The following is a 15060-nucleotide window of genomic DNA, read 5'->3' on the forward strand; positions in this document are numbered from 1 at the left end:
TACATGGACTCCCAACCTCCGCTCGATCTCCAGGGTCCCACCGACGGCGACACCACCCTCACGCTGGCCGACTACGCACAAACCGCCTATCTCGAATACGCACTCAGCGTGGTCAAGGGCCGCGCACTGCCCGACGTTTCCGACGGCCAGAAGCCGGTGCAGCGGCGCATCCTCTATTCGATGTCGCGCATGGGCCTGGGCTTTGGCGGCGCCAACGGCGCCGTGGGTGCCAAGCCCGTCAAGAGCGCGCGCGTGGTAGGCGACGTGCTCGGCCGCTTCCACCCGCACAGCGACCAGGCGGCCTATGACGCGCTGGTGCGCATGGCGCAGGATTTTTCGCAGCGCTACCCGCTGGTCGACGGCCAGGGCAACTTCGGCAGCCGCGACGGCGACGGCGCCGCGGCCATGCGCTACACCGAGGCGCGGCTCGCGCGCATCACCAGCCTGCTGCTCGACGAGATCGACGAAGGCACGGTCGACTTCATTCCCAACTACGACGGCAGCACCGAAGAGCCGCGCCTCTTGCCTGCGCGCCTGCCGTTCACGCTGCTCAATGGCGCCAGCGGCATCGCCGTCGGCCTGGCCACCGAAATCCCGAGCCACAACCTGCGCGAGATCGCCGATGCCTGCGTGGCGCTGATCAAGGCAAACGGCAAGCTCAGCGACGAGGAACTGCTGCAGATCGTGCCCGGCCCCGACTATCCCGGTGGGGCCCAGATCATCAGCGGCCCGGCCGACATCGCCGACGCCTACCGCACCGGCCGCGGCTCGCTCAAGGTGCGCGCGCGCTGGAAGATCGAAGACCTCGCGCGCGGCCAGTGGCAGCTCGTGGTCAATGAGCTGCCGCCCGGCGTCAGCACGCAGAAGGTGCTCGAAGAGATCGAGGAAATCACCAACCCGAAGGTCAAGGCCGGCAAGAAGGCACTCTCCGCCGAGCAGACCCAGCTGAAGGCCGCGTTGCTCTCGGTGCTCGACGTGGTGCGCGACGAATCCAGCAAGGATGCCGCCGTGCGGCTGGTGTTCGAGCCCAAGACCTCGCGCATCAGCCAGGAAGAGTTCATCACCACGCTGCTCGCGCAGACCTCGCTCGAAACCTCGTCGCCGATCAACCTCACCATGGTGGGCATCGACGGCAAGCCCACGCAGAAGTCGCTGCGCCAGATGCTCAACGAGTGGATCGCGTTCCGCGCGGTCACTGTCGAGAAGCGCTCGCAGCATCGACTGGGCAAGGTGCTGGATCGCATCCACATCCTCGAAGGCCGGCAGCTGGTGCTGCTCAACATCGACGAGGTGATCGCGATCATCCGCGCGGCGGAGGACCCGAAGGCGGCACTCATTGCGCGCTTCAACCTCAGCGAACGCCAGGCCGAGGACATCCTTGAAATCCGGTTGCGCCAACTCGCGCGGCTCGAAGCCATCAAGATCGAGCAGGAGCTCAAAGGCCTGCGCGAAGAGCAGAAGAAGCTCGAGGACATCCTGGCCAGCCCCGCCGCGCTGCGCCGCTTGCTGGTCAAGGAAATCGAGTCCGACGCCAAGACCTTCGAAGACCCGCGCCGCACGCTCATCCAGGCCGAGAAGCGCGCCGTGGCCGAAGTCAAGGTGGTCGATGAGCCCGTCACCGTCATCGTCTCGCAGAAGGGCTGGGTCCGTGCGCAAAAGGGCTGGGCCAGCGAGAAGAACGGCGCCAACGGCTCGGCAGCGCCCGAATACAGCTTCAAGTCCGGCGACGCCCTTTATGGCGCCTTCGAGTGCCGCAGCGTCGACACGCTGCTGGTCTTCGGCAGCGCCAAGGACAAATCGGTACGCGTCTACACGGTGCCCGTGGCGTCGCTCCCCGGCGCGCGCGGCGACGGCCAACCCGTGACCACGCTCATCGAACTCGATGCCGGCACGCACGTCACGCACTTCTTCGCGGGGCCGGTGGGCGCGAGCGTGCTGCTGGCCAACACGGGCGGCTACGGCTTCATCGCCACCGTCGAGAACATGATGTCGCGCCAGCGCGGCGGCAAGGCCTTCATCGACGTGGGCGAGGGCGAGCAGCTCTGCCGGCCGTCGCTGGTGGGCGGCGCGAGCGGCGCGGAGCCGATGCCGGCGGCCACGCACGTGGCCTGCGCCTCGACCGGCGGCCGCATCCTGACCTTCGACATCACCGAGCTCAAGAGCCTGCCGAAGGGCGGCCGCGGCCTCACGCTGATCGACCTGGAGGCGAAGGACACGCTGGCGGGCGCCGCGGCCTACACGCGCAGCGTGAAGATCGAAGGCATTGGCCGCGGTGGCAAGGAGCGCGACGAGACGCTGGAGATCCGCACGCTCAACAACGCGCGCGGCAGCCGTGCACGCAAGGGCAAGGCGGCCGACCTCGGCTTCAAGCCGGCCGGCATCGTGCGGGTGTTGTGATGGGCGGCATCGACATCAGCGTCATCGGCCTCGTCATTGCGGTGGTCACCGGCCTTGCCAGCTTCTGGTTCGGCCGCCGCATGCGCATGAAGCGCGGGGCCAAGCAGCGCGAGAAGGACCGCATCGCGGCGCAGGCCAACGAAACCCGGCAGCAGCGCCGGGCCCGGGAGCGCAAGGAGCGCGGCTAGGGCCTCCTGGGGTGGGCAGGTCCTAGCGCAGGCCCTGCCACCAGCGCTCATTGGTGCGCGCCTTCCCTACCGTCAGCACTTCGCCGATCACCGGTGTCGCCAGTTCGATCTTCTTTGCCTGCGACAGATCGGCAATGCGGTCCAGCGGATCGTGCCAGGTGTGAAAGGCGAGGTCGAAGGTGCTGTTGTGCACCGAATAGAGGACCTTGCCGCGCAGGTCTTCAAATGCTTGCACGCTCTGCTCGGGCGTCATGTGCACGGCGGGCCAGTAGGCGTCGTAGGCGCCGTTTTCCATCAGTGCCAGGTCGAAGCCGCCGAAGCGCTCGCCGATCTGCTTGAAGCCCGGAAAGTAACCCGAGTCCCCGCTGTAGAAGATGCGCTGGTCGCCGCTTTGCACCACCCATGAAGCCCACAGCGTGCGGTCGCGGTCGGTCAGCGTGCGGCCCGAGAAGTGCTGTGCCGGCGTGGCGGTGAGCTTCACGCCGTCGTGCTCGCCGCTTTGCCACCAGTCGAACTCCGTCACGCGCTCCGCGGGCACGCCCATGGCCACGAGCCGCGCACGCACGCCCAGCGGCACGAAGTAGTGCTTTACGCGCAGTGCAAGGTACTCGATGGTGGCCACGTCGAGGTGGTCGTAGTGGTCGTGCGAGAGGACGAGGCCTTCGATCGGCGGCAATTGCTCGAGCGTGAGCGGCGGCTTGTGGAAGCGCTTGGGCCCGACGAAGCTGAACGGCGAGGCTCGTTCGCTGAACACCGGGTCGATCAGCCAGTACTTGCCCTGCAGCTTGAACAGGTGCGACGAATGGCCGAGCCGAACCACGTGGTTGGCCTTGGCATCGAGCGCGTCCAGATCGGCGGTGCTCAGCATGCGCACGGGAATCGGATCGACCGGCACGGTGTCGATCTTGCTGCCCACGATGAAGCGCGACCAGATCCGCCATCCGCTGGCGGAAGGCATGACTTCGGGGTTCGGCAGATTCTGGAAAGTACAGCCCTTGAACTGCGGCGACGCGTCGTAGCGCGCCTCGCATCCGCTGTTGCTGGTGCAGGCGGCCACCAGCGTGCAGCTGGCCGCGAACAGCAAAGTGGCGCAACGGCGAAAGCTGCGCTTCAGGAGGTTCGGGGGGCGAGGATCGTTGTTCATGGGCGGGGCAAGTCGTCGGATTTTTGCGGCGCGAGCTTAGCCCGTGCGCCGCGTGCAATGGTTTCAGCGGCAGAAACATTCGGTGCGAAGGGCCATTCGCCGGCCCGCCACCTGTCGTATGCCATGCGTTCTATGGATGGCAAGGGCCTGGCGCGGCACACTGAAAAGCGCCACGTTTCGCGGGCTTCGAAGAGGCGCACACACCATGAGCAGCAACCGCTATCCCATCATCTACGTGCGCGGCTACGCCATGACCGAAGCTGAGCGCGACGACACCGCCGCCGATCCGTTCTGCGGCTTCAATGTGGGCTCCACCGTGTACCGCGCCACGGTCAAGAAGGACGCGCCGGCGCAGAAGTTCGTCTTCGAATCTCCGGTGGTGCGGCTCCTTGCCGACTACCAATACCAGAGCGTCTATCAAAACGGCCTGGACATTCTCGACAACGACTGGAAGCCTTCGCCCGACGAAACCGGCAAGGACGTGGACGGCATTCCGGCCGCCTCCATCGTCATCTACCGCTACTACGACAGCGGCTCGGAGCTGCTGGGCGACGGCAAGTCGCGCGACGTGAAGATCTACGCGCAGGGCCTGGGCAAGCTGATCCTTCGCGTGCGCGACCTGGTGGCGCTGCGCGAGGGGCCCGCTTTCCCGGCGGCCGACTTCCGCTGCTACCTGGTGGCGCATTCGATGGGCGGCCTGGTGGTGCGGGCCTTCCTGCAGAACCCGGCGCTCGGCGATGCAGCGGCGCGGGCCTGCGTCGACAAGGTGTTTACCTATGCCACACCGCACAACGGCATCGACATGGGCGGCGTCAACGTGCCGGCCTGGCTCACGGCCAACGAGATGAACACCTTCAACCGCGAGAAGATGTCGGAGTTTCTGGACACGGCCCCGGTCGACGGCCGCATGGACTACCTGCCGGCCGCGGCCTTTCCGGCCGAGCGCTTCTTCTGCATGGTGGGCTCCAACCGCGGCGACTACGAAGCGGCCAAGGGCCTTTCGCGCATGTTCGCGGGCCACGGCAGCGACGGGCTGGTGCGCATCGAGAACGCCTCGCTCTGGTCCATCGACGAGCTGAAACGCAGCAAGCCCGTGGCCACTGCCTATGCCTTTCGTTCGCACTCGGGCTACTTCGGCATCGTCAATTCCGAGGAGGCCTACCAGAACCTCGTGCGCTTTCTGTTTGGCGACGTGCGCGTCGATCTCTGGTTCGACGTCGACGGCGTCACCCTGCCACCGGATCTGCCCAAGGATGCCGACGTGGATGCGCTCTACCAGGTCGAACTGCTCGCCGCGCCGCGCGGCAAGCGCTGGTACCTGAGCCGGCGCGTGGCCGAGGAAGACTCGCCCGCCTGCCGCACGCACAAGGAACTGACCGACCCCGAAAAGCCCGAGCGGCGCTCGATCTATCTCTCGACCGTGTTCCTTGCCAACAAGGCCCGCGTGAAGCAGGACCGCCCGACGCTGGCCTACGCCATGACGCTGGGCGTGCGCGTGCCCGACTACCAGGTGAACAAGAAGTTCTGGATCGACGGCCACTACGAAGGCAGTTCGCTGTTCCGCGACACGCTGGTCATCGAGATCGCGCCGCCCCGGGCGGACGATCCGGCGCAGAACTGGAACGTCAAGTACGGCTGGCAGACCGACACCGCGGGGCAGGCGTCGCTGCCGATCAGCCCGAAGCAGCTGGCCAATGGCAAGCTGCAGTTCATCGTTCCGCTTTCCAGCCTGGGCGCGGCACCGGCGGCTCCGGGCATCAGCGGCAAGGTACGGCTCGAAGTGAGCGCCTGGAGCTGAAGCGGCGCCCCGGAAGGGCGGCTCCGGGGTCATACTCGGTGACCCAAGGTCCTGCTTTCCATCATCATGAAAACTGCCGTTCTCGTCATCGACATGCAGCATGGCCTCTGCGACGATCCGCCGCGCCCTCACGAGGCCGGTGAGGTCGTGCAGCGGATCAATGCGCTCACCGAACGCGCGCGTGCCGCAGGCGTGCCGGTGGCTTTCATCCAGCACGAGAACGCCGTCGACCTGGAGTTCGATTCCGAGCGCTGGCAACTGGCTCATGCGCTGCACGTCGATTCGCGCGACACCAAGATCCGCAAGACCACGCCCGACTCCTTCCTGCGCACGCCGCTCGAGGCCTGGCTGACCGGGCAAGGGGTGCAGCGCGTGGTGATCTGCGGCTACTCGTCGGAGTTTTGCGTGGACACCACCACGCGCCGCGCCGCCGGGCTGGGCTACGAGGTCATGCTCGCGGCCGACGCCCACACCTCGCACGACAAGCCGCACGCCACGGGCGCCTTCATTCGCGCACACCACAACGCCACGCTGTCGGACATCACGAGCTTTGGCGTGCCGATCCGCGCCGTGGCCTCGGCCGACATGGCTTTCTGATCAGTCCGAGCCCGGCCGCCACACCCGCGCGAGCGCGGCCAGCTTGCCCCTGAGGCTCAACCGGTCGTTCGAGAGCGCATCGATGAAGTCCGAAAGCCGCTGCGATTTCACCATGGTGTAGATGGTGAGCCAGGTGGTGAGGACGAACACCACGCCAAACCAGAGCACCTTGCGCCACAGCGGCGCGTCGGCCTCGGCCAGCAGGTTCATGCCGAGGAAGCCCGTCGTCACGGTGCCGATCAGGCCGAACAGCGTGACCACGGTGAGCCGCACCACGGTGCTGGCCTGCCGGCGCAGGCTGTCTGCATCGAGATAGGTGTTCATGTCGGCGATACGTGCCTTGACCTCGTCGTAGAGCGGGTCGAGCCCGAGGTGCGCGGTGCACATGTGGGACAGCGCGCGCACCTGCGCCTGCTCCGAGATTTCATGGAACCAGTAGCGGTGCGTGAAGCGCAGAAAGCGTTCGAAGCTCGCGCGAATGGCGCGCTTGAACTGCTTCACGCTCGGCGTGCTGCGGATGTCGAGCCGCTTGAGGGCTTCCACCAGCTGGTCCGAGAACATCAGGAGCGAGGCCTTCTGGAAGTGCGCGATGAGGAACAGCAGGAAGTGCTGGTGCCTGAACTGCGCGAGCACGCCGCGGTCGCGGCAGCAGAAGAATTCGGAGCGCGCATCGCCCACCACGATCAGTGCGTGGCCGTTGCACAGGTAGCGCGTGTTCGGCGCCGCGCCCGCATCGACCCAGAAGCGGTCGTAGCAATAGCGCTTCTCGAAGTCGGCAAGATGCTGCTCGGCATAGGGCAGGTGCGCCCGCTGCGCCGCATCGGCCTCGGCGGCGCCGGTGACCAGCCCGAGCCGGATGAAGTCGTTGCGCGAGAGGCGCTTTGGATCGTCGAGCGAAAGGTACGCCATCACCGGCATGCGGTAGTACTCGATCTGCCGGTAGCGCAGCACGCCCGGATCGTCGGAATGGTCGCTCACCAGCGGCTGCATCAGATAGGCCCAGTGGGCCGAGATGCGTGGTGCGCGGTGCTGGGCCACGTGCGAAAGAAAAGCTTCGCGTTGCTGTGCATCCGAACGTGCGAGCACGCTGCCATCGGCAGCCAGCCATTCGACGCTGGCCATGCAATGCAGCGCGCCGCCCTCGGCATTCCAGCCCGCCGGATACGCGCGGCCGAAGCGATAGAGCAGGTCTTGCGCCTGCGCGAGGCTCAGGTGGTCCGCGCCGACTTCGAGGTTGAGCATCACCACATCGATGTCGAAGAAGAAATACAGGTCGCAATGCACCACGTCGAGCGTGATGGGCGCATCGCCGGCCTGCGCGACCACGCGCACCGCCGCAATGTCGTGGCGGCGGAAGACGCGCATCGGCGAATCGCCGCCGTGGCCGTCTTCGTTGCCGCTCTTGCTCTTCGAGCGGCCCTCGCCGTAGAGAAAGCGCTGCACATACGGCAGGAAGCTCACGAACTCGTTGTAGTGCCGTTCGTGAAAACGGCTGCTGTCGCCGGTGTATTCATCGATCTCTTCGCGCCATGGCGAGGCATCGCCCATCTCGCGCAGCACATGCCAGGGACCATGGTGCGAGGGCTTGTCGTCCGGGGCCGGCATCAGCCGCAGGGGCCAGAGCAAGGCCTGCCTGAAATGCTGCACGGCAGGCGCTGCGGAAGCGCCTGCAAGGGGTGCGCCTGCCTCTGCGCGAACGGGGGCCTCGGATGTATTCAGCATCGCATGAGTGTAGGCAGAAGGGTGGTCGAAAGGCCTACCTAGGGGAATCCCTAGGTAGGGCTGAAACCGGTTTCATATAAGCTGCAAGCATTGCTTTCAAGGCATGCGCGCGGCCACGCCGTGTTTGCCGCACCCATGAATTACCAGTTTCAATTCGACGCCGTCTTCGCTGCCTGGCCGCTGCTGCTCAAGGGCACCTGGATCACGATCCAGCTCTCCCTGGTGGCCACCCTGCTGGGCCTGGTGGTCGCCATCTTCTGTGCCTGGGGCAAGACTTCGGGGCCAGGCTGGCTGCGCTTTGTCGTCAACGCGTACATCGAGGTGATCCGCAACACGCCATTCCTGGTGCAGTTGTTCTTCTTCTTCTTTGCACTGCCCGCCATCGGGCTGCGGTGGTCGCCGCAAACGGCCGCGCTGGTGGCCATGGTGGTCAACCTCGGCGCGTATGCGACGGAGATCATCCGCGCGGGCATCGAGTCGATTCCCAAGGGGCAGATCGAGGCGGGCAGGGCGCTCAACCTGAAGCCCTGGGAGATCTTCCGCTTCGTGATCATCAAGCCCGCGCTGAAGGCCATCTACCCGGCGCTCACGAGCCAGTTCATCCTGCTGATGCTGAGCTCGGCCGTGGTGTCGGTCATCTCGGCCGACGACCTGACTTCGGTGGCTGCCAACCTGCAGTCGCAGACCTTCCGCAGCTTCGAGATCTACATCGTGGTGGCGGCCATCTATCTGGCACTGGCGCTGGCTTTCTCGGCGCTGTTCAAGCTCATCTACAAGCGCACGCTCAACTACCCGGACCGCCGGTAACAGGCCACGCGCGGAGCAGAAACAATCATGCGTACCTTCGGCTTTCCCGAATTCCTTTTCATTCTCGAAGCGGCCAAGTGGACACTTGCGCTGTCTGCCATCGCCTTCATCGGCGGGGCGGCGCTGGGGCTCATCGTTGCGCTCATGCGCACGTCCGAGTCGACCTGGGCGCGCAACGCTTCGATGGTCTTCATCCAGATCTTCCAGGGCACGCCGCTCCTGCTGCAGCTGTTCCTGATCTTCTTCGGTGCGCCGGTGCTGGGGCTCGACATCAACCCGTGGATTGCCGCGGGCGTGGCGCTCATCCTGAACAGCGCGGCCTTCCTCGGCGAAATCTGGCGCGGCTGCATCCAGGCCATTCCGCGCGGCCAGTGGGAGGCGGCCGAGGCGCTGAGCCTCAAGTACAGCGCGCGCATGCGCGACGTGGTGCTGCCGCAGGCTTTCAAGATCGCGCTCGCGCCCACGGTGGGCTACCTGGTGCAGATCATCAAGGGCACCTCGCTCGCGGCGATCATCGGCTTTGCGGAGATCACCCGCGCGGGGCAGATCATCAACAACGCCACCTTCCAGCCGCTGATCGTGTTCTCGGTGGTGGCCGCCATCTACTTCGCGATCTGCTGGCCGCTCTCATTGCTCGCAGCTCGCATGGAGCGCAGGCGCGCCCAGGCGCTGGCCCGCTGATTCTTTTCTTCTTCTTACCGCTTCCCTTCTTTCTCAGGAGACACCTTCCCATGACCCGTACCACCACCCGCCGCGTTGCGCTGGCAGCCCTTGGCCTTGGCGCCGCGCTCACGGTGTTCGCACCTTTTGCCTCGGCACAATCCGTCGCCGACATCAAGAAGAAGGGCGAGATCACCATCGGCATGCTGGTCGACTTTCCGCCCTACGGCACCACCGATGCGAAGAACCAGCCCGACGGCTACGACGCCGACGTGGCCAAGCTGCTGGCCAAGGACTGGGGCGTGAAGGCCAGCATCGTGCCGGTGACCGGCCCGAACCGTATTCCCTTCCTGCTGACCAACAAGGTCGACGTGCTGGTCGCTTCGCTGGCCATCACGCCCGAGCGCGCCAAGCAGGTGCAGTTCTCGCAGCCCTATGCGGCCGCGACCATCGTGCTGTACGGTGCCACCAAGACGCCGATCAAGGCGGCGGGCGACCTGAAGGGCCTGCGCGTGGGCGTGGCCCGCGCCTCGACGCAAGACGTGGCCGTGACCAAGGCCGCGCCCGAGGGCACCGAGATCCGGCGCTTCGACGACGACGCCTCGGCCATGCAGGCGCTGATCTCCGGCCAGGTCGATGCCATCGGCTGCTCGGTCACCGTGGCGGCGCAGATCGCCAAGCGCGTGCCCGCAGGGACCTACGAAAACAAGTTCACGCTGGTGCAGCAATCGATGGGCATCGCGATGCGTCCGGGTCAGGAAGAGCTGCACAAGGCGGTCAACGAATTCGTCGCCAAGAACACCGCCAACGGCGAGCTGAACAAGCTCTATCAGAAGTGGCTGCAGGCCGACCTGCCCAAGATGCAGTGAGCCGCCAAGGCTGAAGAAGAAGGAATCTGGCATGACGACGGAATCGATCATCCGCATGGAAGCGGTCAACAAGTGGTACGGTGAATTCCAGGTGTTGACCGGTATCGACCTGTCGGTGCGCCAGGGCGAGCGCATCGTGATCTGCGGGCCCTCGGGTTCTGGCAAGTCCACGCTCATCCGCTGCATCAACCGGCTCGAGACGGTTCAGAAGGGCCGCATCGTGGTCGACGGTATCGACCTCACGGCCGGTGGCAAGAACGTGGACGCGGTGCGTGCCGAGGTCGGTATGGTGTTCCAGCAATTCAACCTGTTCCCCCACCTCACCATCCTGGAAAACTGCACGCTCGCGCCGATGCGCTCGCGCGGCATGACCAAGGAACAGGCCGACGAGGTGGCCATGAAGTACCTCGCGCGCGTGCGCATTCCCGAGCAGGCCCACAAGTACCCCAGCCAGCTCTCGGGCGGCCAGCAGCAGCGCGTGGCGATTGCGCGCGCGCTGTGCATGACGCCCAAGATCATGCTGTTCGACGAGCCCACCTCGGCGCTCGACCCCGAGATGGTCAAGGAAGTGCTCGACACCATGATCGGCCTGGCCGAAGACGGCATGACCATGCTGTGCGTGACGCACGAAATGGGCTTTGCCCGCAGCGTGGCAGACCGCGTGATCTTCATGGCCGACGGCAAGATCGTCGAGCAGGCGCCGCCCGCCCAATTCTTCGGCAATCCGCAGAACGACAAGACGCGCCAATTCCTTGGCCAGATCCTGAGTTCCCACCAGGCGCACTGATGTCGTTCCAGGTACTGATCTCTCTGTCGTCCTTCGGTGCGGCCGAGGTGGGCCGGCATGGCCAGCTCTGGTGCGCGCAAATGGCGCTGGAGGCGGGGGCCGAATCGGTCGAGGTGCGCGGCGAGATGCTGCGCAACGCCGATGCCGAGCTGCCTTCGCTGGCCGGGCTTGCCTCGGTGTATTCGAGCCCCGAAGGGCTCTGGGCCGAAGGCGGCTGGCTCGACAGCGCCGCGCTCGCACGCGGCATTGCGGCCACCACCAGTCTGGGCGCCAGGCGGCTCAAGATGTCGATCGGCGACTTTCGTGCGTCCTCTCACGGTTCGCTCTGGGGCCTGAAGGTGCAGCTCGCGGAAACCCGCGTCGAACTGCTGATCGAGAACGACCAGACCGTGCGCGCCGGCACGCTGCCCGCGCTGCAGGCTTTCTTTGACGCGGCCGACCGCGCCGGCGTCGAGCTGGGCATGACCTTCGACATGGGCAACTGGCACTGGGTCGGAGAGTGTCCCTTGCAGGCCGCGCAGGCGCTGGGCCGCCGCGTCCGCTACGTGCATTGCAAGGGCGCGCAGCGCCTACCGCACAAGTGGGTGGCGGTGCCGCTGGGCGACTCCGTCGCGCCGTGGCGCGCGGTGCTGCGTGCATTGCCCGCCGACGTGCCGCACGCCATCGAATATCCTCTGGCGGGCGACGACCTGCCGTCCGTCACTCGCACGCAAATCGACTTCATCCGCGCCGCACGGGCGTAGTTGGAACCACACATGACAGAATCCACCGCTTTCGACGTTGCCCTGTTCGGCGAGGCCATGCTGCTGCTGGTGGCCGACCGGCCCGGTCCGCTGGAGAACGCAGAGGCGTTCCACAAGCGCACGGCCGGTGCCGAGACGAATGTGGCCATCGGCCTTTCGCGCCTGGGGCTCAAGGTGGGCTGGGCCAGCCGGCTAGGCACCGACTCGATGGGGCGCTATCTGATCGCCGCGATGAAGGGCGAGGGCATCGACTGCTCGCACGTCATCTGCGACCCGGCGCAGCGCACGGGCTTCCAGTTCAAGGGCCGCGTGACCGATGGCAGCGACCCACCTGTCGAATATCACCGTAAGGGCTCGGCGGCAAGCCAGATGGGGCCTGCCGATGTCGATGAAGCCTGGCTGCGTTCGGCGCGGCACCTGCATGCCACCGGCGTGTTCGCGGCCATCTCGGACACCAGCCTGCAGGCCGCGCTCAAGAGCATGGATGTGATGCGCGCGGCCGGCCGCACGATCTCGTTCGACACCAACCTGCGGCCCACGCTGTGGTCTTCGACCGAGACCATGCGCCACTGGGTCAACGAGCTGGCCTCGCGCGCTGACTGGGTGCTGCCCGGCATCGAGGAAGGCCTGCTGCTCACCGGCCACACCAAGCCCGAAGACGTGGCGCGCTTCTACCGCGAACGCGGCGCGAAGCTGGTGGTCGTCAAGCTCGGCGCCGAGGGCGCCTACTACGACAGCGATGTGGCTGGCACCGGCCGCGTCGAAGGCTTTCCGGTCAAAGAGGTGATCGATACTGTGGGCGCGGGCGACGGCTTCGCGGCCGGCGTGGTGAGCGCATTGCTCGAAGGCAAGAGCGTGCCCGAGGCCGTGCGCCGCGGTGCCTGGATCGGTGCGCGCGCCGTGCAGGTTCTGGGCGACACTGAAGGCTTGCCCACGCGCACCGAACTCGAAGAAGCAGGACTCTGACCATGACGGCAAAAAAGAACGTGCTGGTCTTCCGGCCCTTGCCCGAAGACCAGCTGGCGCGCCTGCAGGCTGCACACCATGTGACCGTGGCCGATCCGCGCAAGGAGCCCGAGGCGTTCGCCGCCGCGCTGCGCACGGCGAACGGGCTGATCGGCGCGAGCCACACGGTCGATGCGGCGCTGCTCGACGCGGCGCCCGAGCTCGAGGTGATTTCGAGCATCTCGGTAGGCGTTGACAACTACGCGCTGGCGGAACTGCACAAGCGCGGCATCATGCTGTGCCACACGCCCGACGTGCTCACCGAAACGGTGGCCGACACGGTGTTCGCGATCCTGATGGCCACGCAGCGCCGCGTGGTCGAACTCTCGAACCTCGTGCGCGAAGGCCGTTGGACGAAGAACATCGGCGAGGAACTCTTCGGCACCGACGTGCATGGCAAGACGCTGGGCATTCTCGGCTTCGGCCGCATCGGCCAGGCGGTGGCGCGCCGAGCCGCGCTCGGGTTCGGCATGCCCGTGCTCTATCACTCGCGCCGGCCGGTCGACCTGGCCACGCAGGCGCCCGAGCTGCAGGGCCGTGCCACGCACACCCCGCTCGACGAACTGCTCGCGCGTTCGGACATCGTGCTGGCGATGCTGCCGCTGACCGATGCGACGCGCGGCATGATCGACGCCGCCTTCTTCGCGCGCATGAAGCCCGGAGCGGCCTTCATCAACGGCGGCCGCGGCGCCACGGTGAACGAAGCCGCCTTGCTCCACGCGCTCGACCACGGTACGCTGCGTGCCGCGGGCCTCGACGTGTTCGCGAAGGAACCGCTGCCCGCCGATTCGCCCTTGCGCACCCATCCGCGCGTGACGCCGCTGCCGCACATCGGCTCGGCCACGCACGAGACGCGGCATGCCATGGCTGAACTGGCAACCACCAATCTGCTGCAGGTACTGGCCGGCGAGAAGGCGACTGCGCCGTACGACACGGCGGCTGCATGAACACCGTGCCTTGCTCCCTCTCCCCCCGGGGAGAGGGTTGGGGTGAGGGGGGCGGCCATCGTGCAAACGCTAGCCTCGCCATCGCCGCCTGCCCTCACCCCGACCCTCTCCCCAAGGGGAGAGGGAGCGAGAGCCGCGCATGAACCCGAGCGGCCGCGCCACCATCGCCGACGTCGCGAAGGCGGCGGGTGTTTCCAAGGCCACCGTCTCGCGTTTTCTCAACCACCGCGACCGCCTGTTGAGCCGCGACATCGCGGCGCGCGTGGAGGCGGCGATCGCCAAGCTGGCCTACACCCCCAGCCCGATGGCGCAGGCGCTGAGCCATGGCCGCTCGCGGCTCATCGGCCTGATCGTGGCGGACATCACCAACCCCTACTCGGTGGCGGTGCTGCGCGGTGCCGAGAAGGCCTGCCAGGAAGCGGGCTACCTCGTGATGCTGTTCAACCTGGGCAACGAGAGCGAACGCGAGCGCGAGGCCATCGATGCGCTCGCGGGCTACCAGGTCGACGGCTTCATCCTCAACACGCTGGGCCGTGGCAGCAACGTGGTCGATGCGGTCACGCTGCATGGCAAGCCCGCGGTGCTGGTCGACCGCCGCCATGTTGGCATGCACACCGACTTCGTCGCGCTCGACAACCATTCGGCGATGCGAGACACCTGCGGCCACCTGGTCGAAGGCGGCTTTCGCGAACTGCTCTATGTGACGGAGCCGCAGAAGGGCGTGAGCTCGCGGCGCGAACGCACAGCCGCCTTCGGTGCCTGCGTGGCCGCGCACGAGCCGCGGGTGGCGGGCGAAGTGTTCGAGAGCGTCGAAGGCGACAGCGATGCACTCGACGAAGCCTTGCGCTTGCTGCGGCAGCGCGCAAAAAGGGGGCGCCGGGCGGCGGTGGTCGCGGGCAATGCCGTGGTCACGCTGCGTATCGCGCAGTCGATGGCGCGGCTGGGCTGGCAGTTCGGACAAGACCTGGGCTTCGTCGGCTTCGACGATCCCGAATGGGCGTCGCTGATCGGCCCCGGCCTGAGCACCGTGGCGCAACCGACCGACGCCATCGGCCGCTCGGCCGCTACCTGCCTGATCGAACGGCTGCAGGGACTGGATGCAGCGCCGCGGCAACTGCTGCTGCCGGGACAACTGGTGGTGCGGGGCTCGTCCCGGCCGGCATGACGGACTGATTCGCAGCGCGGGCGAGGCCGGCCTCGACGCGCTCGGCAATCCAGCGCTGGAAACCCCGTTCGGCCTGCAGCTTGAACTCGTTTCTCGTCTGGTTGCAGATGGCGTGGGCGAGCCGCCGGTGCTTCTGCTTGCGGACGCCGCCCAGCGTCGAGTCGTTCAGGTGCTCGATGGTGGCCGATTCCGGCGCGCTGCGAGGCTCCGCAAAATCCATCGGCAGTCCGC

The 15060-nt window shown here is 66.6% G+C and carries 14 protein-coding genes; 12 read left to right on the forward strand and 2 right to left on the reverse strand.

Annotation, left to right across the window (positions count from 1 at the left end; all coding sequences use genetic code 11):
• Positions 1-3: 3 nt before the first annotated feature.
• Complete coding sequence (parC, locus tag ACAM55_RS08025) at positions 4-2397, forward strand: DNA topoisomerase IV subunit A (protein WP_369655502.1); 2394 nt, start codon at positions 4-6, stop codon at positions 2395-2397.
• On the forward strand, positions 2397-2585 hold the full coding sequence (locus tag ACAM55_RS08030; RefSeq protein WP_369655503.1) for a hypothetical protein: 189 nt from the start codon (positions 2397-2399) through the stop codon (positions 2583-2585). Before parC ends, ACAM55_RS08030 begins: the two co-directional genes overlap by 1 nt.
• 22 nt (positions 2586-2607) lie before the next feature.
• On the opposite strand, the gene ACAM55_RS08035 is transcribed toward ACAM55_RS08030, so the two are convergent.
• Entirely contained in the window at positions 2608-3729 is a 1122-nt protein-coding gene (locus ACAM55_RS08035) for an MBL fold metallo-hydrolase (RefSeq protein ID WP_369655504.1), read from the reverse strand.
• Between the two features lie 205 nt (positions 3730-3934).
• On the opposite strand from ACAM55_RS08035, the gene ACAM55_RS08040 reads away from it, so the two are divergent.
• Positions 3935-5527: an esterase/lipase family protein gene (locus ACAM55_RS08040; RefSeq protein ID WP_369655505.1), complete on the forward strand. Its 1593-nt coding sequence runs from the start codon at positions 3935-3937 to the stop codon at positions 5525-5527.
• A 66-nt stretch (positions 5528-5593) separates the two neighbouring features.
• On the forward strand, positions 5594-6124 hold the full coding sequence (locus ACAM55_RS08045) for a cysteine hydrolase family protein (protein WP_369655506.1): 531 nt from the start codon (positions 5594-5596) through the stop codon (positions 6122-6124).
• Here the strand turns inward: ACAM55_RS08045 and ACAM55_RS08050 are convergent, their stop codons facing one another.
• Entirely contained in the window at positions 6125-7846 is a 1722-nt protein-coding gene (locus ACAM55_RS08050) for a hypothetical protein (protein WP_369655507.1), read from the reverse strand.
• Between the two features lie 135 nt (positions 7847-7981).
• On the opposite strand from ACAM55_RS08050, the gene ACAM55_RS08055 reads away from it, so the two are divergent.
• From ACAM55_RS08055 to ACAM55_RS08090, 8 genes are all read left to right on the forward strand, one after another.
• Positions 7982-8653, forward strand: a complete 672-nt coding sequence (locus ACAM55_RS08055; RefSeq protein WP_369655508.1) for an amino acid ABC transporter permease — start codon at positions 7982-7984, stop codon at positions 8651-8653.
• Between the two features lie 27 nt (positions 8654-8680).
• Entirely contained in the window at positions 8681-9334 is a 654-nt protein-coding gene (locus ACAM55_RS08060) for an amino acid ABC transporter permease (RefSeq protein ID WP_369655509.1), read from the forward strand.
• Positions 9335-9384: 50 nt separating this feature from the next.
• Positions 9385-10182 carry a transporter substrate-binding domain-containing protein gene (locus ACAM55_RS08065; protein ID WP_369655510.1) on the forward strand — a complete coding sequence of 266 codons (798 nt, stop codon included), beginning with the start codon at positions 9385-9387 and terminating at the stop codon, positions 10180-10182.
• A gap of 31 nt (positions 10183-10213) precedes the next feature.
• Positions 10214-10969 carry an amino acid ABC transporter ATP-binding protein gene (locus ACAM55_RS08070; protein WP_369655511.1) on the forward strand — a complete coding sequence of 252 codons (756 nt, stop codon included), beginning with the start codon at positions 10214-10216 and terminating at the stop codon, positions 10967-10969.
• Positions 10969-11712 carry a sugar phosphate isomerase/epimerase family protein gene (locus ACAM55_RS08075; RefSeq protein WP_369655512.1) on the forward strand — a complete coding sequence of 248 codons (744 nt, stop codon included), beginning with the start codon at positions 10969-10971 and terminating at the stop codon, positions 11710-11712. Before ACAM55_RS08070 ends, ACAM55_RS08075 begins: the two co-directional genes overlap by 1 nt.
• 12 nt (positions 11713-11724) lie before the next feature.
• Entirely contained in the window at positions 11725-12678 is a 954-nt protein-coding gene (locus tag ACAM55_RS08080; RefSeq protein ID WP_369655513.1) for a sugar kinase, read from the forward strand.
• A 2-nt stretch (positions 12679-12680) separates the two neighbouring features.
• A complete protein-coding gene (locus tag ACAM55_RS08085) occupies positions 12681-13664 on the forward strand; it encodes a 2-hydroxyacid dehydrogenase (protein ID WP_369655514.1) in 984 nt (327 codons plus the stop codon).
• A 139-nt stretch (positions 13665-13803) separates the two neighbouring features.
• The gene (locus tag ACAM55_RS08090) at positions 13804-14829 is read left to right on the forward strand and encodes a LacI family DNA-binding transcriptional regulator (RefSeq protein ID WP_369655515.1); all 1026 of its coding nucleotides are present in this window, start codon (positions 13804-13806) and stop codon (positions 14827-14829) included.
• Positions 14830-15060: the final 231 nt, after the last annotated feature.

The sequence above is a fragment of the Variovorax sp. V213 genome (assembly GCF_041154455.1).
Classification (GTDB): Bacteria; Pseudomonadota; Gammaproteobacteria; order Burkholderiales; family Burkholderiaceae_C; genus Variovorax.

What these genes read in the sequence shown, in the direction of transcription:
- ACAM55_RS08075 (WP_369655512.1), top strand. Translation starts at nt 10,969, where the DNA reads ATGTCGTTCCAGGTACTGATCTCTCTGTCGTCCTTCGGTGCGGCCGAG.
- ACAM55_RS08060 (WP_369655509.1), top strand. Translation starts at nt 8,681, where the DNA reads ATGCGTACCTTCGGCTTTCCCGAATTCCTTTTCATTCTCGAAGCGGCC.
- ACAM55_RS08030 (WP_369655503.1), top strand. Translation starts at nt 2,397, where the DNA reads ATGGGCGGCATCGACATCAGCGTCATCGGCCTCGTCATTGCGGTGGTC.
- ACAM55_RS08050 (WP_369655507.1), bottom strand. Translation starts at nt 7,846, where the DNA reads ATGCTGAATACATCCGAGGCCCCCGTTCGCGCAGAGGCAGGCGCACCC.
- ACAM55_RS08045 (WP_369655506.1), top strand. Translation starts at nt 5,594, where the DNA reads ATGAAAACTGCCGTTCTCGTCATCGACATGCAGCATGGCCTCTGCGAC.
- ACAM55_RS08035 (WP_369655504.1), bottom strand. Translation starts at nt 3,729, where the DNA reads ATGAACAACGATCCTCGCCCCCCGAACCTCCTGAAGCGCAGCTTTCGC.
- ACAM55_RS08090 (WP_369655515.1), top strand. Translation starts at nt 13,804, where the DNA reads ATGAACCCGAGCGGCCGCGCCACCATCGCCGACGTCGCGAAGGCGGCG.
- ACAM55_RS08070 (WP_369655511.1), top strand. Translation starts at nt 10,214, where the DNA reads ATGACGACGGAATCGATCATCCGCATGGAAGCGGTCAACAAGTGGTAC.
- ACAM55_RS08080 (WP_369655513.1), top strand. Translation starts at nt 11,725, where the DNA reads ATGACAGAATCCACCGCTTTCGACGTTGCCCTGTTCGGCGAGGCCATG.
- ACAM55_RS08085 (WP_369655514.1), top strand. Translation starts at nt 12,681, where the DNA reads ATGACGGCAAAAAAGAACGTGCTGGTCTTCCGGCCCTTGCCCGAAGAC.
- parC (WP_369655502.1), top strand. Translation starts at nt 4, where the DNA reads ATGGACTCCCAACCTCCGCTCGATCTCCAGGGTCCCACCGACGGCGAC.
- ACAM55_RS08055 (WP_369655508.1), top strand. Translation starts at nt 7,982, where the DNA reads ATGAATTACCAGTTTCAATTCGACGCCGTCTTCGCTGCCTGGCCGCTG.
- ACAM55_RS08040 (WP_369655505.1), top strand. Translation starts at nt 3,935, where the DNA reads ATGAGCAGCAACCGCTATCCCATCATCTACGTGCGCGGCTACGCCATG.
- ACAM55_RS08065 (WP_369655510.1), top strand. Translation starts at nt 9,385, where the DNA reads ATGACCCGTACCACCACCCGCCGCGTTGCGCTGGCAGCCCTTGGCCTT.